This window comes from Lactobacillus kimbladii, assembly GCF_000970755.1.
GTDB lineage: Bacteria > Bacillota > Bacilli > Lactobacillales > Lactobacillaceae > Lactobacillus > Lactobacillus kimbladii.
The window spans coordinates 1,303,881-1,326,828 of the sequence record NZ_KQ034007.1 but is presented as its reverse complement, the minus strand read 5'-3'; the positions used below and the strand labels follow the sequence as shown (position 1 = coordinate 1,326,828).

Genomic DNA, 22,948 nt, shown 5'->3' with positions numbered 1-22,948 from the left:
TTTAATTTTGGAGTGTTGTCCGAGTGGCTTAAGGAGCATGATTGGAAATCATGTATATGGGTTAATCCTGTATCGAGAGTTCAAATCTCTCACACTCCGTAAATAGTAATAAGAAGCTTGTAGTATCAACTGTTACAAGCTTTTATTATGCTTTCGCACGGAATAAAAGTATAAAAAATAAAACAGCTCGACGTGTTGTTAAATTTCATCCGGTACTTGCAATTTGTTAGAATTTTGAATTTAATTTATCTAGCATTCAGTCATTAACCCATGGCACAATAATGAGCGAATTTGGCGCTCTTAAATTATAGGTGAGCCTCATGTGTAGGCCTTAAACTCTCGAAATGAAATTCTTTTTCTTTAATGCCAAATTTTTAAAATGTTAGAAAAATTACGTTACAGACTTATGTGTCCTACATCAGATTGCGAAGCCAAATTATCTTTTGTGGTGGGGAAAATCTTATTTTAAATCAAGCAACAAAATCAGCTATTTATTTTATGCCGGTATAAAGATAAAGAAGAAAAAAATTAGTTTCATTAGATGAAAATAGCGTTTATACCATGCTTCATGAATTTAAAAATTATTTTTATACTAATTTAAAGACCAAAACTAATTAGCTAAAATATAATAACAAAGGCATTCAGAAGACTAAAAATAGTGTTCAAAATTCCAAGCCACAAGGTGTTGTTAGTGCTAATAGTGTTGTTTCACCTAGAGTCAGTAAAAAACGCTTAAATGAATTAGTATTAAGTGATCAAGGGAAAGTTTTTCAAGTAGCTGCAAAATTAGGAGAAACAAATATGCACCAACAAGTATATTTTTAAAATTGAAGATGAAGTAGGATTGCCTTGCAGTTAATTAAAGGTGGCTGACCAGCTAGTTTTAAAGTGATCAGAAGGAATATGAACGAACTGAGCTTAGGGTTTAAAAGCCAATAAATGAAATCGGCGCATGTGTTTTAGTTATTGCTATATAATTGGTGAGATTGCACCTAATTTAATTAAACTCAGCTTCTTTTACTTAAGACCAAATATGAAATAGTATGCGGATATTACTGAATTTCATCTTAGGGGACAAATGATTTATTTGTCAACCATTTTGGATGGCTATGTTGGCGATATCGATTCCTACTCAATTTCAGGGCATCTTAATATGGAACTGGTAGTGTCAATGTTGGATAAAATTTTTCCTAAACATCAGGCTTTAAATGCTTGTGATTTCCATACAGTGTAATATCAAAATTCGATTTATCAGAGTGTATTGAATTTACATGGCATTATTCAAAACGTGTAGCGCAAATGAAATACAATGCACGAGCGGATAGTGGAGAACTTCTTGGCTTGATTAAAACGAAAATGTTTTACGTCCAGGAATATAAGTACCATAATCTGCAAGAACTAAATAAAGAAATTGCGTAATAACACTGAAAGAAATAAAGACAGACCAAAAGGCCTGACCCAAAAGAATACTGGGCTCAGGCCTTAAAGAAATTATATTAATTTTTATCAAAATTTTAGGACTTAAAACATAATATAAATTTAAATTAGTCTTTTTTCATTAATAATAAGATCAATTGAATTGCCTTTTCTTTTTAAAATAGTTTTTCATCAATCAGATTAATGGAATAAAACCCCTAAAGCTATACTTTATAAATGAATTAAATGATTAATAAAATTAAATAAGTTTGGCTTCTATAATGCTTGTGATTTTAGTAGTTAGTCTTCTACTAATTTTATTTTAGGAACATCAGAAGTTATTATTTCACCTTTATTTAATTCAACATGAATTTTTGATACCTGGCCGTAGTCCTTATCAGGGTGCTTTGCTAAAATTTCATTAATGTCATCTTCGCCATTGTCAGAGAATATGTTTCCAGTTCCTCGTACAGCTTTAATAGTATAATCGCCAGGTTTGATATCTTTACCTACTGTCCAACTGCCGGGGGTTAGTATCTTTCTAAAAATACGTTTGTCTGGAGTTGGTATTAGTTTTGTTGATTCAATTCCGTCAATCTTTATCTTTTCTCCAGCTTTTAAGTCAGTGGTGTACGAAGAAAGTTTCATCCATGTATCATCCTCAGTTGGCCCTAAAATGACATTTATATTACGATCATTAGGACTGTTTCGTGAAAATAGATTGCCACTACCTGAGACGGCCTTAATTACATAACGCCCGGGTTTAATCTCTTTACCGACTTTATGAGTACCCGCCGATAGTGTTACTTCTTTAGCAGTATTTTTCTCTATTACTACTTTTTTACTTTGTCGATTGTTACTACCACCTTTATCACCTGATTTGTTCGTATCATCAGCTGAACATCCTATCAAAGAAAAGATGAATAAGCTTGTTATTAAAAATGATAAGGTTTTTTTTAGATTACCCATTACTTCCTCCCAAAGATTTACTACCATAGGTTTAATGTCGCTGGTGTTATGGACAAAATATGAACCTTAATATTTAAGATTTTTAATGTTACAAAAACTTTATATAATTAAATTTAAAAATTTCATGTGATGCTTTTATTTTTTTAATTCTAGTATAAATAATTATTATAGAAGATACAAGAATAGATTATTTTAAGTGACAATTTTTCAATATCAAAATATATTGTACTTTTTAAAATAAAAGTTGAAGTAGGATAAAATCTAACAAGTGAATAAGAAAACTCTTTTATCAGAAAATAAAAATTTTTAATGGAATGTGAGAGATTTAAACTTTCGATATAAAATTTTCAATCATACTCCCCAAAATTCAGATGAAAAATACATAGAAATTAAACTCCGATTGTCATACTTGATCCGACAACTTCTTGAATAGTAGTCAAGCATTCTTCACCTGATCTAGTTATATCCTTAATCTTTAATATAAAAAAGAATTGAAAAAAGTTTAGTTAATTCATAGAAATTAATATTAATAAACAGAATCCTACAAAAATTTCAAAAAAATGTAGACATAAATAGAAACTTATGCTAAATTATTAAGAGTGGTCGAGAGATGACAACAAAATGGAGGATTAGCTCAGCTGGGAGAGCATCTGCCTTACAAGCAGGAGGTCACAGGTTCGAGCCCTGTATCCTCCATAATAATGGTGGTGTGAAGGGAAGTTCGCGCCGCCATTATTTATTGATTTAATTAATAAATGGAATTCTTGCATTTTCTCTCAGAATAGGTATACTATTGAATGTGCTTTGATTCAGAACAATGACCCGTTGGTCAAGTGGTTAAGACATCGCCCTTTCACGGCGGTAACATGGGTTCAAATCCCGTACGGGTCACTTTGGAGGATTAGCTCAGCTGGGAGAGCATCTGCCTTACAAGCAGGAGGTCACAGGTTCGAGCCCTGTATCCTCCATCGTTCTATGGCTACCGAACATACGGTAGCTTTTTTTATTATCAATATAATATATAAGAACATAGAACGGAAATTTTAAAAAATCGGTTCAAGTCCTGAGAGGATCCTTAAATGGAGATGCCTTGTAACCGAATAGCTATTGTCTATAGGGGGACTAATATGGAAAAACGTTTGTTTACTTCAGAATCTGTTTCTGAAGGTCATCCAGACAAGATTGCTGATCAAATTTCTGATGCAATTTTGGATGCTATTATTGCCAAAGACCCTCAAGCTCATGTAGCTTGTGAGACCATCGTCAATACTGGTATTGTCTATGTCTTTGGTGAAATATCAACCAGTGCTTATGTTGATATTCAAGGAATTGTTCGCAAGACAGTTTTGAGAATTGGCTATGATAAACCTGAACTTGGCTTTGATGGCAATAATTGCGCTGTCTTAATTGATATTGATGAACAATCACCTGATATTGCTCAAGGCGTTGATCATTCTCTTGAAACGCGTGAAAATCAATCTGACGAAGATCAGCTTGATCAAATTGGGGCGGGAGATCAAGGCTTAATGTTTGGTTTTGCAATCAATGAAACGCCTGAATTAATGCCTTTGCCTATTTCGCTTGCCCACCGCCTGATGAGACAGGTTGCCAAGCTCCGTAAAGATGGTACTTTAACTTGGCTTAGACCCGATGCTAAGGCAGAAGTGACTGTTGAATACGATGAAAAACAAAAACCAACACGTGTAGATACCGTTGTTATTTCAACACAGACCGATGATAAGGTTTCAAACGAAGAGATTCGCCAAGCTATGATAGATTTGGCAATTAAAAAGGTAATACCTGCTAAATACCTTGATGAAAAAACCAAGTTTCTGATTAACCCATCAGGTCGCTTTGTTATTGGTGGACCTAAAGGTGATTCAGGATTGACTGGACGTAAAATTATTGTTGATACTTACGGTGGTTATGCTCGCCACGGTGGTGGTGCATTTTCAGGAAAAGATCCGACAAAAGTTGACCGCAGTGCCAGTTACGCTGCCAGATATGTGGCTAAAAATATCGTGGCTGCAGGTTTGGCAGATCGCTGTGAAGTTCAATTAGCTTATGCAATTGGCGTTGCCCATCCAGTTTCAGTTATGGTTGATACAGCCGGAACCGGCAAAGTAAGTGATGAACTTTTAACAAAAGCAGTACGTAAAGTCTTTGACTTGCGCCCAGCGGGGATAATTAAAATGCTTAATTTAAGGCGGCCGATTTATGAGCAAACAGCAGCTTACGGACACTTTGGCAGAACAGATATTGATTTACCATGGGAGCAAACGGATAAAGTTCAAGATCTTTTAAATTTTGTTCATGAAAATAAATAATTTTAGCAGCTAATGAAGGAGTTGTAATTGTGAAGAAGACAAATGTACGAGTAGTAATGATTGCGATTTTTATGACGACATTTATGACCGCCATCGAAGGTACAATCGTTTCTACTGCAATGCCGACAATTGTTTCCGATCTGAATGGATTAGAAATTATGAATTGGGTTGTTTCCATATTTTTGTTTATGACTGCTGTGTCAACTCCTTTATATGGCAAATTAGCAGACAGCTTTGGTCGTAAACCAATTTTTCTATTTGGAATAGCTCTTTTTGTGATTGGGTCTGCTCTTTGTGGTCAGGCTCAGAATATGGTTGAACTAATTTTATTCCGTGTTATTCAGGGACTGGGTTCTGGAGCTGTTCAACCAGTTGCGATGACCATAATTGCAGATTTATATAGTCTGGAAAAAAGAACAAAAATGCTGGGTCTCAATTCTGGTTTTTGGGGCGTAGCTTCAGTCATTGCTCCATTACTTGGTGGCTTTATTGTGCAAAATCTTTCTTGGCACTGGGTTTTCTACATTAATGTGCCAATTGGTATCATTGCACTTTTATTAATTGTCTTTTTCTTAAATGAACCAAGGAATAAGCAAAAGACTAAACTTGACGTTAAAGGAACATTTTGGCTGGTTGTTTTGCTTTTAACCTTAATGTTTACATTACAAGATCTTGGCACCATTAAACCGCTTATTTTAGCGGCTTTGGTTGCTTTAATCATCGTTAGTACAATTATCTTTTATCATGAAGAAAAGCGTGCCGCTGACCCGATAATGCCACTTTCAATGCTCAAGGGCAGAGAATTCTTAGCTGTCAATATGATTACCCTGCTTGTAGCAGGGGTAGTTATTGGCTTTGAGTTTTATATTCCAACTTGGATGCAGGGCATTAACGGAACTTCTGCTACAATAGCAGGTTTTGCCGTAACTCCAAGTTCTGTTATGTGGGTTGTAGGCTCATTTTTGATCGGGGGCATGCTAAGTCGCTGGGGTGTGAGAAAAACCTTCTTTGGATTGCTTACAGTTCTTTTAGTGGCTGATTGTATGTTACTGCTTGTTCCTATTCATACTCCGTTTTGGGTATTTTGCGTCATAGCAACGCTTAATGGCTTTTCCTTTGGTGGAGTTCTAACCGCATCACAGGTCAGGTCACAGGTTTTAGTTTCTAAAGAAAATATTGGTGTTGCCACTTCCTTTAACACATTAATGAGGTATTTAGGTCAGACTATGATGGTTTCCATTTTTGGTATTACCTTCAATACTGTGGTGGCACATCAACTTGCAAAACATCCGAATTTAACACCAGGCATGATGAACAAAATAGTTTCATCGGCTAAAGCCCAAGAACTATCTGCGAACTTAATTCCACAGCTAAGACAAGTACTTTTCAGTGCTTTAAAAGGGGTTTACTTTGTTTCACTTGTTGCTATATTAATATCTGTTATTTTTAACTGTATTTATAAAAGCAAAGAGAAAGCTAATTAGTAATTCGATTTATAACAGACCTGCTGGTTTATTTGCCAGCAGGTTTTTTATTAGTAGAAATATTTTTCCTGAAAAATTATAATTGTTAATATTAAATTTAATAGGTAACTGGGGTATTAAAAATGACAAAGGAAATTACTAATTGGCGTTCCTTAGGTGGTTACACTGAATTTGCAGGAAGAAAAGTAAAAGCTGGACTACTATTTCGATGTGGACAATTGAATAATTTGACGCCTTATCAAAAAGAACAAGTCCAAAATAAATATCAAATTAAGAGGGTTTTTGATTTTAGGGGCGAGGAAGAAAGAAAACAATTTCCGGATTATTTGTGGTCCGGATTAGATTACGTTGTAATTGATGTGTTAAAAGATGCGCAAGTTAATCAAGCCAGTGTTGATGAAATTGTTTCCGGTAATAATCAGGCTGAAGAAGATATGCTTACCACCTATGAAGAACTGGCTTTACAAAAATCTGCTCAAAATGGCTATCACCAATTTTTAATGGCGCTCATAGATGATCCTGTTCCGACAGCATTTCATTGCTTTGCAGGTAAAGATCGCACAGGAGTGGCAGCAGCTTTAATTTTGAAAAGCCTGGGAGTAAGTGACGATCAAATCTTTGCCGATTATCTAAAAACTATTGAAGCGCGCAAGCAGGAAAATCAGGAAATTTTGGACTACCTAAGAGACCAATTAACAAGTTCACAATTGAAAGATGTTGCTGTAGCTTTAACGGTTCAAAAGTCATATTTAGAACGGTATTTTTCTGCCATTAGGCAAAATTATGGGGATTTTGATAATTACCTGATTAAAGGACTGAATTTACCGAGTGATTTTAAGAGCAAAATGAGGCAAATTTATTTAGTCTAAATTTAATTAAATAAAAAAATGATATGTTTCTTGAATTCTGGAATCATATCATTTTTAGTTTTTGACTTCCTTCACAACTGATTTTGAATAATAGTGTCATACCAATATAAAGTATGTGCAATATTAGTTTTGGTAGATGTTGTTTGCCTACAAAAAAATTCAGCTGACAATAGAGACAAAGTGAGCTAAATTTATAATAAAGGAATTTAATTATTCAAAATTTATTAAGGAGAAAAAATGCAAAGAAACGACTATATCAAAAGTTTAAATCTTGAACCTCACCAAGAAGGTGGCTGGTTTAGACAAGTTTATACTAGTGACGAAGAATTTTATGATAAGGATAGCAAAGGAAATCGTTTTTATTACACTTCAATTTACTTTTTGCTTGATGATACGAGTTGTTCTCACTTTCACCGACTGAACCATGATGAAATGTGGTATTATCACGATGGAGAAACAATTACTATTCATTGTATTTTTCCAGATGGTAAATATACTGCTGTTAAGTTAGGCAAAAATGTTGCGGCTGGAGAATGTATGCAATTCAAAGTTCCCAAACACACCATTTTTGCATCAGAAGTTACTAAACCAAATAGTTTTTGTTTAGTAAGTTGTGTTGTTTCACCAGGATTTGATTACCATGACTTTGAGATGCTTAAAAAGGCAGATTTATTAAAACAGTACCCTGCATATAAAAGCATCATTGAACGACTAGCACTAGATTAGAGTAATTTTGATATAAAAAAGGATTCAAGCTTATTTTCAAAGCAATGAATCCTTTTTACTTAGTAAATATTGTTTTGTGCTCTTTGATTTTCTAAATAATAGTGGTATAAGAAAGAATAACCAATCAAAAGAAATGCAATTCCTTCTAAAAAACCACCAACCACATCAGAAGGGTAGTGAACGTGGTTAAAAATCCTTGTATAACCAATTAGTATTGGAAAACAGGCCCAAATGATGCACAATACAGTTTTTATAGCTTTATTTTTAATTAATAAAATTGTTAAAACAATCAAAATCCCAAATAATGTGGCACTGCCAACTGAATGTCCTGATGGAAAACTATAACCGTGAGCTGCCACAAGGTGTTGGGTAAGCGGTCTGTGACGAGCTATTGCGTGTTTGATGATCCAGTTGTATCCGTTAGCCGCAATCATTGTTCCAGCAGTAAAAAATGCATAAGCAAATTTTCTGCAAAACGCCAAAACAATTACCAAGATGATCGTTTCGACCATAATTACGTTAGTATTACCTAAATTAGTAAATGTAGTTGCAAACTTGATTGCAGCAGGATTGTTATTGCAAATAATATTTATGACAGTTTGATCAAATTTTTGGATAAACTGGTTTTCGGAAGCAACTAAAATTGCCCACGCTGCATAAGCAATCAAAAAGATTGTAGCAGGTACTATGGTGTCTCTTTTTGTCTGAATTGTTTTGTTCAAAAACTTTCTCCCCTTGTTTTTTTTATTCATTGTGGTAAATTATAATCATTATTGGTCAAAAAATAAAGATCAGGAACTAGTAGCAATTTTGTTTTTCTATAGAGAAGAGTCGGAAGGTGCAAGACTTGAAAAATAGGTTGTGAACTGAGCCTGGAACAAATCTAACGTTTGCTATCCGCGTTAAGGGGCATGAGTGTCGCACTTTTGGTGCGGAACTTAGGTGGTACCGCGATTATTCGTCCTATGAAAAAATATTTCATAGGACTTTTTTTATGAGGTAAAAAATATGTACAATCACAAAGTTGTCGAAAAAAAATGGCAGGATTACTGGGAAAAAAATCAAACATTTAAAACCGGTAATGACCCGAAAAAGAAAAATTATTATGTTTTAGATATGTTTCCTTTTCCATCCGGTAAAGGACTGCATGTAGGACACCCAGAAGGTTACACAGCAACCGATATTGTCGCACGAATGAAGCGCAGTCAAGGCTATAACGTCCTTCACCCAATGGGTTGGGATGCTTTTGGTCTTCCTACTGAACAATATGCTCTTCAAACGGGACAAGATCCGGCTGTTGTTACTACTGAAAATATTGCTAATTTTAAAAGACAGCTCAATACTCTAGGATTCTCATACGACTGGAACAGAGAATTGGCAACTTGTGATCCAAAATATTACAAGTGGACGCAATGGACTTTTGAGCAAATGTATAAAAATGGCTTGGCTTATGAGGCAGAAGCACCGGTTAACTGGTCACCAGATTTAGGTACAGTTGTTGCTAACGAAGATATTGTTGATGGTAAGACTGAACGTGGTGGTTACCCAATATATCGTCGTAACATGAAGCAATGGATGTTAAGAATTACCAAATATGCTGACCGTCTTCTTGCAGGCCTGGATAATCTTGACTGGCCAGAAAACATTAAGGAAATGCAACGTAACTGGATTGGTCGTTCAGTAGGTGCCCAAATTACTTTTAAGGTCAAAAATTCTAATGAAACATTTGATGTCTTTAGTACACGTCCGGACACTTTATTTGGCGCAACTTATGCTGTGTTAGCTCCTGAAAACAAATTAGTCAAAAAAATTATGACTGATGGTCATAAAGATGAAGTCAATGCCTATATTAAACAAATTGAATCTAAGTCCGACCTTGAAAGAACAGATTTAAATAAAACTAAGACTGGCGTTTTTACTGGTGCATATGCAATTAATCCTGTGAATAATGAAGAAATTCCTATCTGGATTGCTGACTACGTACTTGGCAGTTATGGTACTGGTGCGGTAATGGCTGTCCCAGCTCACGACTCCCGTGATTATGAGTTCGCCCGGAAATTCAATTTGCCTATTAAGGCCGTTATCAAGGGTGGAGATATTGCACAGGAAGCCTATACCGGTGATGGTCCACACATAGATTCTGAGTTCCTAAACGGCCTTAATATTGCAGATGCTAAAGAGAAAATTGTCGCCTGGCTTACTGAACACCATGCAGGAGAAAAAAAGGTCAATTACAAATTACGCGACTGGGAATTTAGTCGTCAGCGCTATTGGGGCGAGCCAATTCCAGTAATTCATTGGGAAGATGGGGAAACTACTTTAGTTCCTGAAGATGAATTGCCACTGGTTTTACCACACGCAACAGATATTAAGCCGTCAGGCACACCAGAAAGCCCCTTAGTAAACTTAAAAGACTGGGTTAATGTAGTTGATAAAAATGGCCGTAAGGGTAAACGTGAAACTAATACTATGCCTAACTGGGCGGGTTCTTCATGGTACTTCCTGCGCTTTGTTGATCCGCACAATGATAATAAATTAGCCGATTACGAATTGCTCAAGAAGTGGATGCCGGTTGATCTTTATATCGGTGGTGCAGAGCATGCTGTACGACACCTGCTTTATGCTAGATTTTGGAATATGGTTTTATATGATTTGGGAGTTGTTCCAAATGAAGAGCCATTCCAAAGATTATTCAATCAGGGATTAATTCTGAAAGACCATGATAAAATGTCTAAGTCAAAAGGCAATGTAGTTAACCCGGATGACGTGATCGATGAGTATGGTGCAGACAGTCTGAGAATGTACGAAATGTTCATGGGACCTCTTGATGCTTCTATTGACTGGGATGATAATGGTCCCGCTTCAACCAAGAAGTTCTTGGATAGGGTTTGGCGCTTATTTGTCAACGATTTAGATCTTAAAGCTATTCCTCAAGAAAATATCGTGGAGGACAACGATGGTACTTTAGATAAAGTTTATAATGAAACTGTTAAAAAGGTAACGGAAGATTTTGATGATTTACACTTTAATACCGCGATTTCTCAATTAATGGTCTTTGTTAATGCCGCACAGAAAGCTAAAACTATTCCAAGGAAATATGCGGAAGGTTTTATCACGCTTTTAGCGCCGATTGCTCCACACATGATGGAAGAAATCTGGCAGATATTTGGTCATAATGAATCTGTGACCTTTGCCAAATGGCCAACCTATGATTCGGCTAAATTAGTTGAGTCAACAGTTGAAATTATGGTACAAGTTAATGGCAAACTACGCGGAAATTTCACAGCAGCTGTTGATTTAGATAAAGCTGAAATTCAAAAGCAAGCCCTGGCTTTACCTCATGTACAAAAATTTTTAAAAGGCAAAGATATTAAGAAGGTCATCGTCGTACCAAATAAGATTGTTAATATTGTAGCCAAATAAAGTTAATTTTTCCTAAAGTGCAAAGTATATTTGTTGTTAATTGCCTTTTTTCATTCACAATAATATAGTTAGAAAACTAGATTTAGGGAATATTAATGAGAGAAAATAATTTAACTGAACAAAATACACAAAATACCTTCATTAAGGGCAGTGCGTGGATGACCTTTGGCTCTATTACGTCACGTATTTTAGGGGCACTCTATATTATTCCATGGTTTTATTGGATGTCACCTTACGGTAATATTGCCAATGCATTAACTGCTAGAAGTTATAATATCTATAGTATTTTTATTTTAATATCTACAGCAGGAATTCCAGGTGCTGTTGCTAAGCAGGTAGCTAAATACAATGCACTTAATGAATATGGTGTAGGACGTAAGCTTTTTCATCGTGGTCTGATTTTAATGGTAATTTTGGGTATCATATCAGCTGCAATAATGTACTTTGCTTCGCCTTTTCTGGCATCTAACGGCTCGCAGATTGATCCCAGACAGGTAAGAGTCATGCGTAGTCTGTCATACGCTATCTTGATTATTCCTGTGTTAAGCATCATGCGGGGATATTTTCAGGGCTATGAAGATATGATGCCATCGGCCATGTCTCAGTTTGTGGAACAGCTGGCGCGGGTTATTTGGATGTTATTAACTGCTTATGTAATTATGCAGGTGCAACACGGCAACTTTGTTGACGCTGTTGTGCAATCAAATTTAGCTGCAGCAATCGGAGCAATTTTTGGAATTGCCGTTCTAGCCTGGTTTTTGCTTTCGCGACGTGAGAAGCTTAATGAATTAGTTGAAAACTCTAATAATGAAATCCAAGTTTCAACCTCTGCTCTTTTTGCAGAAATTATTGCTCAGGCAATTCCGTTTATTATTATTGATGCTGGTATCCAGCTTTTTTATCTGGTGGATCAATATTCTTTTCATCCCATGATTGCTAGCTTAATCAATGCATCTAATAATACAATTGAGACTTGGTATGCGTTATTTGCCCTTAATGCCAATAAGTTGATAATGATTATCGTGTCTCTTGCCAGTGCAATGGCAGTGACAACAATTCCTTTGTTGTCTGCAGCACATACGAAGCATGACTTTCACGCGATTTCAAATCAAATAGGCAACACTTTAGATTTATTTCTATTCGTCATGATTCCTGCTTCTTTTGGTATGGCAGCAATTTCTACACCGGTTTATACAATTTTCTATGGTTATGATAAGCTGGGTGCAAATGTATTATATCTATCATCTTTTACAGCAATTAGTTTGGGTTTATTCACTGTATTGATGGCGATTTTGCAGGGATTATCAGAAAATGGTCTTGCGATAAAGTATTTATTATTAGGCTTGATTATAAAAATTTTGATGCAATATCCAATGATTTATTTGTTTAAGGTTTTTGGACCATTGATTGCAACTAATTTAGGGATGCTTGTCATTATCTTTATGGCTTTAAAACACCTTAAAGTCGGCTATAATTTTAACCAAGATCGAACAAGAAGGCGTTTTATCGGAATTACCGCATTTTCTGTAATCATGTTTTTAATCGTTTTGGCAGTAGAAAAGGGACTTGAATTGTTCTTGAATCCTGCAAGTAGTTTGCAGTCGTTAATTATAGTAGTTATATCCATTATTGTCGGGTGCTTATTTTACGGATTTGCTGCGATTAAGTCTGATTTGGCACAAAAAATTCTTGGGGATAAAATTATTCCTATATTGGATAAACTGCACATTCGTGCTTAAACAAAACCCAATATAATTAAATTTGATATCGATATTCTTTCGGTATCATTTTTTATTTTATTTAACTAACCGATTTAAGATTAATTATGCGGTGTAATTAAAAAATTAGGTAAAATAAAAAGCTCATCAATTGCTAAAATTCTATCTAGCAATTGATGAGCTGCTTTTAATATACCAATCTTGAATTTATTTGTTCAACTTAATTAAAATTATAACTTTATGCCTTCTGTTTATCATAATTCAAGGTATAATCTACACAATCAATAATTTTTTGAGCACCTTCTAATAAAATTTCTTTTTCAGTTGATAGGGAAATTCTGAAGTATCTTTCTGAATATTGAAAATCACTTCCCTTGGCCACAATTACATGGAAGTGTTTTTCCAGCAATTTATAGTATAAGTCAATGTCCTTGATAGCCTCTGGTACTTCAATAAACATGTATAAGCCACCCATGTATGAGGAGGAAGGAAAATACTTACTCGTAGCAAAAAGTCTAGTTAATTCTGCGCCTGTCTGTTTGATTTCTGCGATATGGTGGGTATATTTCTCTGGTTCTTCCAAAATTATTTCCCCGATGAATTGACTAATAGTCGGGGAACTAAAAGTGATTCCTTCATTATAAAAGCCATCCCGCTCAATAATATTGGCTGGTGCAATGACATAGCCAAGACGTATTCCTGGTATGGCAAAACTTTTGGAAAAGCTGCTTACTAAAATTTGATGGGAAATATCAGTTGAAATTGGCTGATATTGATATTTACTGGGATAATCGCTGTAAACGTGATCGTCAATCACAAAAATATTTTTCTCTTCACAAAGATTATTCAAGAATTCCCGATCCGTTTGCGATAAACTGGCCCCAGTAGGATTGTTAGGATAATTAATAATGATGGCCTTGGTATTTGTATTTACGGCTTTTTTGATTTGCTCAATTGGAAGTGCAAAAGTGGGTGCTTCTGATTTAACAATTACTGGAGTTGCGCCAACTCCCGCAATTAAATTTAAATATGAAGGGAAAAAAGGAGCAACAACAATAATTTCATCGGATTTAGTATTAATGAGTGATTTTAATGATAAAAAAGCACCGTGTAGACACGAAACGGTAATTTGAATATTATTGATGTCAATATCCTTTATTCCGTAGGTTTTACTGTAGTATGACACAATTTTTTCTCTCAGTTTAGGCAGTCCCAAACCCGGAGTATATCCATTTCCAGCATTCTCAACTCTTTTTACCAATTTATCAATTATTCTTTTGTTTATTCCAGAACGAAAATCTCCAATAGACAAGTCAATGTAGTCGGAGGGAAGTATATTAACGTCTAAGCTCATAATACGCTAACCTTTCTTTAAGTAAATTATTGTATAAATCATATTCTTTAATTAAAAAAAGGTCAACTTAACTAAAAAATAAATCCAAGTATAATTGAGCAGTTTTGCCCATATATACTTGGGTTTTTAGCTAATCTCACGTTAATTTAGTTTTGAAAGGCTTAAATAACGTGTTGAAATTCAATTATATTTTTATAATCAGTTTAAGGCTTGTGAAATTCACCATCAAGAGTATCATCATGACGATTTTTTTCAGGCATTACAATAGCAGCAATAATATATAAAAGCAGTCCGGGAAAGGTTGTACATAGTATTAATGCTGCACCACCAATTCTGGTCCACGCTTTATCCCAACCAAAATATTCTGCAACACCGCCAAATACTCCGGATATAACTTTATCCTTGGATTTTGTTAATCGTTTTTGCATGACTGTGCCTCCTTTTGTATTAATTTTAATACAAAATAATCATTAAAGTATATATTAAAATATTTTTTTATTATAAAAATACTAGTTACAATTTAAAGCCCAGTAAATGAATAAACTAATGACTTAAGAAGTAGTAATTTGGTAAGTAGTACTTTTTATATTTTAAAGAAGTTGTTGAATATGACATTTTAGATGTGTATTGTTTGTATGCCAAAAAACTTGTTTTAGATATTAACAAATACTAATTATACCCAAATTCATCAAACTCATATTGGATTGCAAAAAGAAAAGGGAGACTCAGTGATGTTACCTAGACGATATTCACTTATTTGTATTATGATATTTTTGAAAGATTAAGATGAAAGTCTTTCAATGGCAAAATTAACTCTTTTGTAGGTTAAGGTAAGGTTTCTCGTTTGTTATTTAAATGTCTTCGCTACAAAAGATTAGCTTAGTTGGTAGAGCATCTGACTTTTAATCCCTGAGTAGTTGGTTCAAATCCCGTCTCCTTCGTGAATTCTTAACAGGTGTTGAGAATTCTTATTTATTCATTTAAGAAGGTCTGGTTATTTTGACCAGGCTTTTATAATCGTTTTTGAGGTATGTAAAAATGAGCAAGGAAAATAATGAAATATCTAATCTTTTTAGAAATACTGTAGAACATTTAGTTGAAAAATATGTTCCAATTTGGGGGGATATTTTAGCTGTACTTAATAAAAATATTTCCGATAACAAATTGAATGAAATAAATACAAGGCTTGAGCCGCTAGAAAAAAAGTTGGCCAAAATTAAGAAATCAGATTTAAAAAAATTGGAAGATCTTTCTGGTGAAAATGCATTGTTGATGAAAGCCGATTTGTACAATTTATTAGATGCATATTTTAAAGCAGCTTTAGAAAAAAGAAGAGAGTATTTAGCTAATGCAATTTTTAATACTGTAACTTTAAAAAATTTTGATTATCAGCAAAATTCATTTTTTACTTTAACTTTGAATAATACACCTGATATATCAATTGAATTTTTGCAACTTTGGTATAATACTTTTAGGGAAGATGGGAGAAAAAAGATTCCTAATAAAGAATTTAAAAAATTACAAAAAAAGTATAGATCAAATATAGAACAGCATGAAGTTATATTAAGCTGTGTATCTAATGGATTATTACTTAGTTATGAAGATAGTACGAGAATTAGTATGAATGATGACCAAGATTATGGATGGAAAATTACTGAACTAGGAGAAAATTTATTAAAATTTATTTCAGAGAAAAAATAACTTTACATTGCTCCAAACTGATTGCCATTTATATGTACAAAATTAAACAGGTTGGTGGAAAAATATGTACAAATTAATTGCAAAACGAATATTTCAAAGTTCTATTGAAAAAAGTAGATTAATTTAGCTAAATAAGAAAACGCAGCTTTGAAAGATAAGTTACAAAAATTAGAATAGCAGATTGCTCAAGATGAACAAGAGAGTCACAACCTTTACAAATGATTGTGCCTGCATAAATGCCTATAACCTGCTGAAGTCATTTTGTTATGCCTTGGTCACCAAAAAGCTGCAGGCAATTAAAAAAGTCAATTGTGCTAAAGAAGATGTTGACAGGCAGAGGCCAAATTATATTAACTTTTAAGTATAATCTTAAAGCGGTAATAACGGGACAAAATCGGATTATTCCGAAGATATCTTGGAGAGCTTCAATCGCAAAATAAAACAAATCGAATGCACAGTTTTTGATTATTCCAATTTCCATAATTTGTTAATTAGGATTAAATTGAAGGAAAAAAGGTAAAAGGAAAAGAATCAAGCAGCTAATAAACTGCTTGATTCTTTTTTAATTACTTTTTAACAACAGAATTTGATAAAAACCAAAATTATTTGCACGACGACTGCCACAGCTTTATATCCTGCTGTTGATATTTTGAAATATGCCCCGAAAAAGATTCGAACTTTCACTTAGTTACCTAAACAGCGACCTGAACGCTGCGCGTCTGCCAATTCCGCCATCGGGGCTTATTATTTTTAGCACAGTAATAATCATACCAAAAATTTGGTAAAATGTAAGCATAAAACGTAAAATAATCCAAAAAATATCAGGGAAGGGAGACTCATACTTGAAAAAGAAAGCAAAAACCGCCATTCTATTTTTTATCAGCCTTTTATTACTGGCACTGCCAGTTGACGTAAATGCTGCTGCAAAATTGCCTGATAATTATAATCAAGGTAATGTAGCTATCGATGCCAAGGCAGCCATAGCAGTTGATAGTAAGACTGGGCAATTATTGTATGGCAAAAATATTAATCAGCCATTGCCAATAGCTTCAATGACAAAACTGGTAACCGCATATTTAACCCTAAAGGCAATTGATCAGGAAAAAATAAATTGGAACACTAAGGTTACACCTACTCGGCAAATATTTGCCGTTGCCAGTAACAGAGAGTATTCAAACGTTCCCTTGCGTATGAAGCACACGTATACGATTAGACAATTGTATCAAGCAACTTTAATTGAATCCGCTAACGGAGCCGCAATGATGTTAGCAGAAGCAGTTAGTGGTTCTCAGGTTGCCTTTGTTAAGCAAATGAGACAGCAATTGCAAAAATGGGGTATCAAAGATGCTCGTATTTATACGACTTGCGGCTTGCCCAATAAAAGCGTTGGTAATGATGCTTATCCTGGGGCAGGTAAAAATGATGAAAATATGTTGTCTGCCAAGGATATGGCTATTGTAGGGCAGAAATTAATACAGGATTATCCCGAAGTACTTAAGACGACTAGAATTGCTAAGATGGACTTTATTGACCAAAATATGGCAACGCCAATGAGCAATTTTAACTGGATGCTAAAAGGGATGCCGCAATACCATAAAAATCTAAAAATCGATGGTTTGAAAACAGGAACAACTGACGCCGCAGGTGCTTGTTTTATTGCGACTGCACCTCATCGTGGTGGGCGAATCATTACTGTAATCATGGGCGCAAAACATGTTACTAACACTGATCCAGCCCGTTTTATTCAAACAGCTAAACTGCTCAACTATGTTTATCAAAAATACGAGCCCCTAGTTTTTCAGCGTAATGAAATAATTATTGGTCACACTAATATGGCAGTTCACAATGGACAAGCCAGGCAGATAAATATTGGTATTAAAAATAAAACACTAATCTGGAAACCACGAAATGGTTCTAAATTTCGGGTAGGTTTAACATCCAAAATCGTTGAAGCTCCGGTAGAAAAAGGGCAAAAAATTAACTCTTATTACTTCAAGATTGGCAAAAACAAAATTATTTCATTGCAAAGTCCTGATGGTCTAATGTTGTCCGCCCAGGCTTTAGAATCAACCAATCGAGTAAACATTTTTGTAAGGTTTTGGCGCTGGTTATTTGGAGGCTAATATGGCAGAAATTACAGAAGATATTTTGACCAAAGTAATTAAAAAAAGGCCAAGTAATTCTCACAAAGGCAATTACGGCAGGGTCTTATTAATAGGTGGCAGTGAAAACTATGGTGGTGCAATTATCATGGCAGCCGAGGCTGCACTTAATAGTGGTGCTGGACTAATTTCTGTGGCTACCCATGCAGTAAACCTGGATGCACTGCATGCGCGTAATCCTGAGGTCATGTTTATTGACTGGCGTGACCGGAATTTGGTAAATTTAATGAAAAAAATGGATGTTATTGTTTGTGGACCAGGTTTGGGCTCCGGCACTTTTGCCCTGCAATTAATGTCAACGATATGTCAAAATATTTCTCAAAATCAAATATTAATTTTGGACGCAAGTGCTTTGGACATGATTAGTCAGGATGCAAAATTAATTCCAACTCAGGTCGGTTTAGTGGTCATAACACCACATCAGATGGAATGGCAAAGGTTGAGTCAAATTAGAATTTCATATCAGACTGACAGTGCGAATTTAGATGCTTTAAAAAAGATTTTTCCTACTCAAAATGCTATTTTGGTTTTAAAATCAAATCACACTCATGTTTATACCAAATCTAATCAGATTTTTGTAAATCCAATAGGCAATCCCGGTATGGCTACAGGTGGAATGGGAGATACATTGGCTGGTATAATAGGAGGCTTTACAGCTCAATTTGGTGATAGTTTAGATTCTGTTCTGGCTGCAGTTTTTATTCATTCTTTGGCAGGCGATAAAATTGCTGAAAATAATTATGTAGTGCGACCGACTGAAATAAGTGCAATGTTGCCTCAGCTAATGAGTCAATATGCTAATTAGATATTTTACGTTAAAAATTTGGTTGGGAGAAAGGTTATAACATGAAGAAAAGTCTTTTAAAAGTTCTTACTGCTTTTTGTGTTCTATTAATATGTGCTATTAGTCTGGCACGAATTTCAATGCCATCTCAGCCAGAAACTAAAAACTCAACTAAGGAAGCGAAGAAAACAGCTGTTATTAAAACCGCAGCATCTTATCGACCGTACCGGGACCCAAAGGATTTACGTTCTCCTTTTAATTGGAAAAAGCCAAGTGAGACAAAGCCTTATCCTAAAATTAAGCATCTCGAAAATGACTTAACAATTAGAGTCTCCCTCAAGGGTAATCGAGTTTACATCTTGCGGGGTAATAAACGAGTGTACACCATGCTGGCAAGTGCTGGTTTGTTTAAAAAAGGCAAGTCATTGACACCAACAGGAAATTATAAAATTAAAAATGGTCGTGGAGACTCTTTTTATAATCCTGAATTAAATGAAGGTGCTAATAACTGGACCAGCTGGGACAAGGAAAATGTTTATCTTTTTCATTCGGTTCCTACAAAAAGTAATGGCAAATACAACATCAAAGAGGCTGAAAAGTTAGGTGTTAAGCCTGCCTCTCATGGCTGTATCAGATTAAGCGTACCTGATTCACGCTGGTTGGCTGAAAATATTCCAGTAGGTACCAAAGTAATTATCAAAAATAACTAAAAAATTTGGCTAAGCTTTCATTTACTGTTATAATCTTTTGATGAAAGTGGTTAGGAGTAGTAGGCTTTTTTCTAGAAAAGCGAGCTTGAGTTGGTGAAAGTCAAGCTGGAAAAATGACTGAAGGCGTGTCTAACTAATAATTTAGCAAATTTAATAAGCGGATACTTTGTATCAAATAGAGTGGTACCGCGGGTTATAACTCGTCTCTTCTTCAAATAATGAGGAAGAGACTTTTTTTGGCATTTAGGAGGAAAAATGGATTTTAAAGATAAGGTAGTTGACTTAATCGCTAGTCAGGTTGACCTTCCCAAAGATCAAATCAATTCATTAATTGAAAGACCAAAAAATGAAAAAATGGGTGACTATGCTTTTCCAGCCTTTGCATTGGCAAAAGTGCTGCATCAAAATCCTGTAGTTATTGCGCAAAATATTGCAGACAAACTAAAAAGCAGCGACTTTGCTGCAATTAAAGCTGTTGGACCCTACGTTAATTTTTCTATCAATCACAGCAAGTTGATTTCACAAACTCTCACAGAAATCTTGCAACAAAAAGAACATTATGGTGACCAAAAATTGGGAGAGGGGAATGTTCCTATTGATATGTCTAGCCCCAACATTGCAAAACCAATGTCGATGGGGCACTTAAGGTCAACAGTAATTGGCAATTCAATTGCCAAGACCCTGCAAAAAGTTGGTTACACACCAATTAAAATCAACTATTTGGGTGATTACGGCACGCAATTTGGTAAATTAATAGCGGCCTACAAGCACTGGGGCGTTGAAGAAGACGTTAAAAAAGACCCCATCATGAATTTATTTAAATATTACGTCAAGTTTCACAAAGAAGCTGAAAAGCATCCAGAACTTGATGATGAGGGACGTGCATGGTTTAAAAAACTAGAAGACGGTGATCCGGAAGCAGTTAAATTATGGCAATGGTTCCGTGATGTATCTTTAGCTGATTTCAACCGTATTTACAAAGAATTAGGAGTTACTTTTGATTCTTATAAAGGTGAAGCTTTCTTTAACGATAAAATGCAACCCGTGATTGATGAACTAAAAGAGAAGGGACTTTTACATGAATCTCGCGGTGCACAAGTGGTTGACATGGGTGAAGATAAAAATCCAGCTTTGATTGTTAAATCTGACGGTACGAGTATCTACTTAACACGTGATTTGGCAGCTGCAATTTATCGTATGAAAACTTATCATTTTGTCAAAATGCTTTACGTAGTCGGTAATGAGCAGGCTCAGCACTTTGTGGAATTAAAATCTGTTTTGAAAAAAATGGGTTATGATTGGGCTGATGAAATTTACCATGTTCCTTTCGGCTTGATTACTCAAAATGGTAAAAAGTTATCTACTAGAAAAGGCAATGTGGTTTTTCTTGATCAAGTTTTACAAGATGCCGTTAAACTAGCTCAAAAACAAATTGAGCAGAAAAATCCTGATTTGACCAATAAAGATCAAGTAGCTCATGATGTTGGAGTTGGCGCAGTTATTTTTCATGATTTAAAGAATGAAAGAACTGAAAACTTTGACTTTGACCTTGATGAAGTTGTTCGTTTTGAAGGTGACACAGGTCCATATGTGCAGTATACAAATGCTCGTGCACAAAGTGTTTTGCGCAAGGCAGCCGTTCAAGGTCACGAACCGCAATTAACAGATATACAAATTGATGATGACTGGTCTTTTGGTGTTGCTAAGTCCCTTGCTGATTTTCCTCGTATCATTGCTCGCAGCAGTGATAAGTTTGAACCATCAGTTATTGCTAAGTTTGCTCTTGATTTAGCTAAGAAATTTAACAAGTATTATGCAAATGTTAAAGTTTTAGTAGATGATGATCAAATTAGTGCTCGATTGGCACTAGTTCAGGCAACTTCAATTGTTTTAACTGAATCTTTGCGTCTATTAGGTGTGAATGCTCCTAAAGAAATGTAAAAGTTTTAAATAATAACGTTTACATCAAATAAAAGATTGTTCAACGATTAATTAATACGATACAATATGACTGTAAGTTTAATAGGAGGTATATTTAATGGCATATTTAGATAATGGTAATCAAATCTTTAAAGATGCTCGTAAAAACCATTATGCAGTAGGTGCTTATAACACTAACAACTTGGAATGGACACGTGCAATTTTACAGGCAGCTGAGGAAACAAGAACCCCAGTTTTAATTCAGGTGTCAATGGGTGCAGCTAAGTACATGGGTGGCTATAAAGTTGCTAAGGACTTAGTTGAAGACGAAATTGATGCGATGGATATTTCTGTTCCAGTTGTATTGAACTTAGATCACGGTAGCTTTGAAGCTGCTAAAGAATGTATTGCTCTTGGTTACTCATCAGTTATGTTTGATGGTCATGCATTACCAACTGAAGAGAACTTAGCTCAAACTAAAGAAATTGTTAAGTTGGCGCATGAACGTGGCATTTCAGTTGAGGCCGAAATCGGTAAAATTGGTGAAAATCAAGGTGCCGATGGTGGTGAACTTGCTTCTGTTGAAGACGCAAAAACTTTCGTAGCTGCAGGTGTTGACAAACTTGCTTGTGGTATTGGCAATATCCATGGTGTTTATCCAGAAGGCTGGAAAGGTTTAAACTTTGATCGTTTGAAGGAAATTGCTGATGCAGTTTCTGTTCCATTGGTATTACATGGTGGTTCAGGTATTCCTGAAGACCAAGTTAAGAAGGCTATTTCTCTCGGAATTTCTAAAGTTAACATTAACACTGAATTTCAATTAGCTTTCCAAGCTGCTACTCGTAAGTACTTTGAAGCACATAAGGATGAAGATAAAGAGAACAAGGGTTACGATCCTCGTAAGCTTCTTCTTCCAGGTACAGAAGCAATTACAGCTTCAATGAAGGAAATGATCACTTGGCTTGGTACTCCATCAATTGATGACAAGATTAAGTCAGCAGGTTTTGACAAGAGTTCATTGAACTTGGAATAATTTAATAATTATAATATAAGAGAGATCAATCTGAATGATTGGTCTCTTTTTTATTTTAACAACTGGGATTAAAAATCGATTGCAAACGAAAAACATTATTTTCATAATTATATTTTAAGACTGAAAAATGTGCCTCTTCTAATTTGACTTTCTCATGTTCAAAATATTCTTTTTTCGGTTCTTTTGCTTGTTTAATTCCTAAAGAAGTTAGAGGTGAATCACAAAATCCCTGGATCTTATGTTGGACATTAAACAAAGTTTGTCCGTTACGCATTAGATAAACATATTTCATTTTTACCTTCTCGGATATATACATTTAATTGTAAACAAAAATATCATAAAATCTAAATGA

The 22,948-nt window shown here is 34.9% G+C and carries 17 protein-coding genes, 5 tRNA genes, 1 pseudogene, 1 riboswitch and 1 other annotated feature; of the genes and pseudogenes, 17 read left to right on the top strand and 6 right to left on the bottom strand.

Annotated features, from left to right (window positions below):
- The first annotated feature begins 9 nt into the window (after positions 1-9).
- Both JF75_RS06640 and JF75_RS10585 read left to right on the top strand, forming a co-directional pair.
- Positions 10-99, top strand: a tRNA-Ser gene (locus JF75_RS06640).
- Positions 100-1,078: 979 nt separating this feature from the next.
- Positions 1,079-1,234, top strand: a complete 156-nt coding sequence (locus JF75_RS10585) for a hypothetical protein (RefSeq protein ID WP_158595203.1) — start codon at positions 1,079-1,081, stop codon at positions 1,232-1,234.
- Between the two features lie 482 nt (positions 1,235-1,716).
- Here the strand turns inward: JF75_RS10585 and JF75_RS10145 are convergent, their stop codons facing one another.
- Positions 1,717-2,385 (bottom strand): hypothetical protein, encoded by a 669-nt coding sequence (locus tag JF75_RS10145; RefSeq protein ID WP_052726879.1) that lies wholly within the window; start codon positions 2,383-2,385, stop codon positions 1,717-1,719.
- A 623-nt stretch (positions 2,386-3,008) separates the two neighbouring features.
- Between JF75_RS10145 and JF75_RS06625 the strand changes: the two genes are divergently transcribed.
- The 7 genes from JF75_RS06625 to JF75_RS06595 all read left to right on the top strand — a co-directional run bounded on the left by JF75_RS06625 (position 3,009) and on the right by JF75_RS06595 (position 7,791).
- Positions 3,009-3,081 (top strand) — tRNA-Val (locus JF75_RS06625).
- 123 nt (positions 3,082-3,204) lie between these two features.
- Positions 3,205-3,276 (top strand) — tRNA-Glu (locus tag JF75_RS06620).
- A gap of 4 nt (positions 3,277-3,280) precedes the next feature.
- A tRNA-Val gene (locus tag JF75_RS06615) sits at positions 3,281-3,353 on the top strand.
- Positions 3,354-3,434: 81 nt separating this feature from the next.
- Positions 3,435-3,515: riboswitch (SMK box riboswitch) on the top strand.
- Positions 3,513-4,712, top strand: coding sequence for a methionine adenosyltransferase (gene metK / locus JF75_RS06610; RefSeq protein ID WP_046332372.1), 1,200 nt, complete (start codon positions 3,513-3,515; stop codon positions 4,710-4,712). Its footprint overlaps the riboswitch before it by 3 nt.
- 29 nt (positions 4,713-4,741) lie before the next feature.
- Positions 4,742-6,196, top strand: coding sequence for an MDR family MFS transporter (locus tag JF75_RS06605; RefSeq protein WP_046332371.1), 1,455 nt, complete (start codon positions 4,742-4,744; stop codon positions 6,194-6,196).
- Between the two features lie 122 nt (positions 6,197-6,318).
- On the top strand, positions 6,319-7,065 hold the full coding sequence (locus JF75_RS06600; RefSeq protein ID WP_046332370.1) for a tyrosine-protein phosphatase: 747 nt from the start codon (positions 6,319-6,321) through the stop codon (positions 7,063-7,065).
- Between the two features lie 237 nt (positions 7,066-7,302).
- Positions 7,303-7,791: a cupin domain-containing protein gene (locus tag JF75_RS06595; RefSeq protein ID WP_046332369.1), complete on the top strand. Its 489-nt coding sequence runs from the start codon at positions 7,303-7,305 to the stop codon at positions 7,789-7,791.
- 59 nt (positions 7,792-7,850) lie between these two features.
- Here JF75_RS06595 and JF75_RS06590 read toward each other — a convergent pair whose 3' ends face one another.
- Positions 7,851-8,543: a phosphatase PAP2 family protein gene (locus JF75_RS06590; RefSeq protein ID WP_046332368.1), complete on the bottom strand. Its 693-nt coding sequence runs from the start codon at positions 8,541-8,543 to the stop codon at positions 7,851-7,853.
- A 26-nt stretch (positions 8,544-8,569) separates the two neighbouring features.
- Positions 8,570-8,760 (top strand) — a binding site (T-box leader).
- A 39-nt stretch (positions 8,761-8,799) separates the two neighbouring features.
- Between JF75_RS06590 and leuS the strand changes: the two genes are divergently transcribed.
- Both leuS and JF75_RS06580 read left to right on the top strand, forming a co-directional pair.
- Positions 8,800-11,214 carry a leucine--tRNA ligase gene (gene leuS / locus JF75_RS06585; protein WP_046332367.1) on the top strand — a complete coding sequence of 805 codons (2,415 nt, stop codon included), beginning with the start codon at positions 8,800-8,802 and terminating at the stop codon, positions 11,212-11,214.
- Positions 11,215-11,309: 95 nt separating this feature from the next.
- Positions 11,310-12,953, top strand: a complete 1,644-nt coding sequence (locus JF75_RS06580) for a putative polysaccharide biosynthesis protein (protein WP_046332366.1) — start codon at positions 11,310-11,312, stop codon at positions 12,951-12,953.
- A gap of 217 nt (positions 12,954-13,170) precedes the next feature.
- On the opposite strand, the gene JF75_RS06575 is transcribed toward JF75_RS06580, so the two are convergent.
- Both JF75_RS06575 and JF75_RS06570 read right to left on the bottom strand, forming a co-directional pair.
- Positions 13,171-14,286, bottom strand: coding sequence for a pyridoxal phosphate-dependent aminotransferase (locus JF75_RS06575; protein WP_046332365.1), 1,116 nt, complete (start codon positions 14,284-14,286; stop codon positions 13,171-13,173).
- A gap of 203 nt (positions 14,287-14,489) precedes the next feature.
- Complete coding sequence (locus JF75_RS06570; RefSeq protein ID WP_046332364.1) at positions 14,490-14,714, bottom strand: PspC domain-containing protein; 225 nt, start codon at positions 14,712-14,714, stop codon at positions 14,490-14,492.
- 610 nt (positions 14,715-15,324) lie between these two features.
- On the opposite strand from JF75_RS06570, the gene JF75_RS06565 reads away from it, so the two are divergent.
- Complete coding sequence (locus tag JF75_RS06565; protein ID WP_046332363.1) at positions 15,325-15,987, top strand: hypothetical protein; 663 nt, start codon at positions 15,325-15,327, stop codon at positions 15,985-15,987.
- Between the two features lie 657 nt (positions 15,988-16,644).
- Here the strand turns inward: JF75_RS06565 and JF75_RS06560 are convergent.
- Positions 16,645-16,728 (bottom strand) — tRNA-Leu (locus tag JF75_RS06560).
- 101 nt (positions 16,729-16,829) lie between these two features.
- On the opposite strand from JF75_RS06560, the gene JF75_RS06555 reads away from it, so the two are divergent.
- From JF75_RS06555 to fba, 5 genes are all read left to right on the top strand, one after another.
- Positions 16,830-18,110 carry a serine hydrolase gene (locus JF75_RS06555; RefSeq protein ID WP_046332362.1) on the top strand — a complete coding sequence of 427 codons (1,281 nt, stop codon included), beginning with the start codon at positions 16,830-16,832 and terminating at the stop codon, positions 18,108-18,110.
- A gap of 1 nt (position 18,111) precedes the next feature.
- Positions 18,112-18,954 carry an NAD(P)H-hydrate dehydratase gene (locus tag JF75_RS06550; protein WP_046332361.1) on the top strand — a complete coding sequence of 281 codons (843 nt, stop codon included), beginning with the start codon at positions 18,112-18,114 and terminating at the stop codon, positions 18,952-18,954.
- 41 nt (positions 18,955-18,995) lie between these two features.
- Positions 18,996-19,643, top strand: coding sequence for a L,D-transpeptidase (locus tag JF75_RS06545; RefSeq protein WP_046332360.1), 648 nt, complete (start codon positions 18,996-18,998; stop codon positions 19,641-19,643).
- Positions 19,644-19,898: 255 nt separating this feature from the next.
- Positions 19,899-21,584 (top strand): arginine--tRNA ligase, encoded by a 1,686-nt coding sequence (gene argS, locus JF75_RS06540; protein ID WP_046332359.1) that lies wholly within the window; start codon positions 19,899-19,901, stop codon positions 21,582-21,584.
- A gap of 97 nt (positions 21,585-21,681) precedes the next feature.
- Positions 21,682-22,596, top strand: coding sequence for a class II fructose-1,6-bisphosphate aldolase (gene fba / locus JF75_RS06535; RefSeq protein WP_046332358.1), 915 nt, complete (start codon positions 21,682-21,684; stop codon positions 22,594-22,596).
- A gap of 180 nt (positions 22,597-22,776) precedes the next feature.
- On the opposite strand, the pseudogene JF75_RS10785 reads toward fba, so the two are convergent.
- Positions 22,777-22,888, bottom strand: a pseudogene (locus JF75_RS10785) (histidine phosphatase family protein); the annotation flags it as partial.
- Positions 22,889-22,948 lie beyond the last annotated feature (60 nt).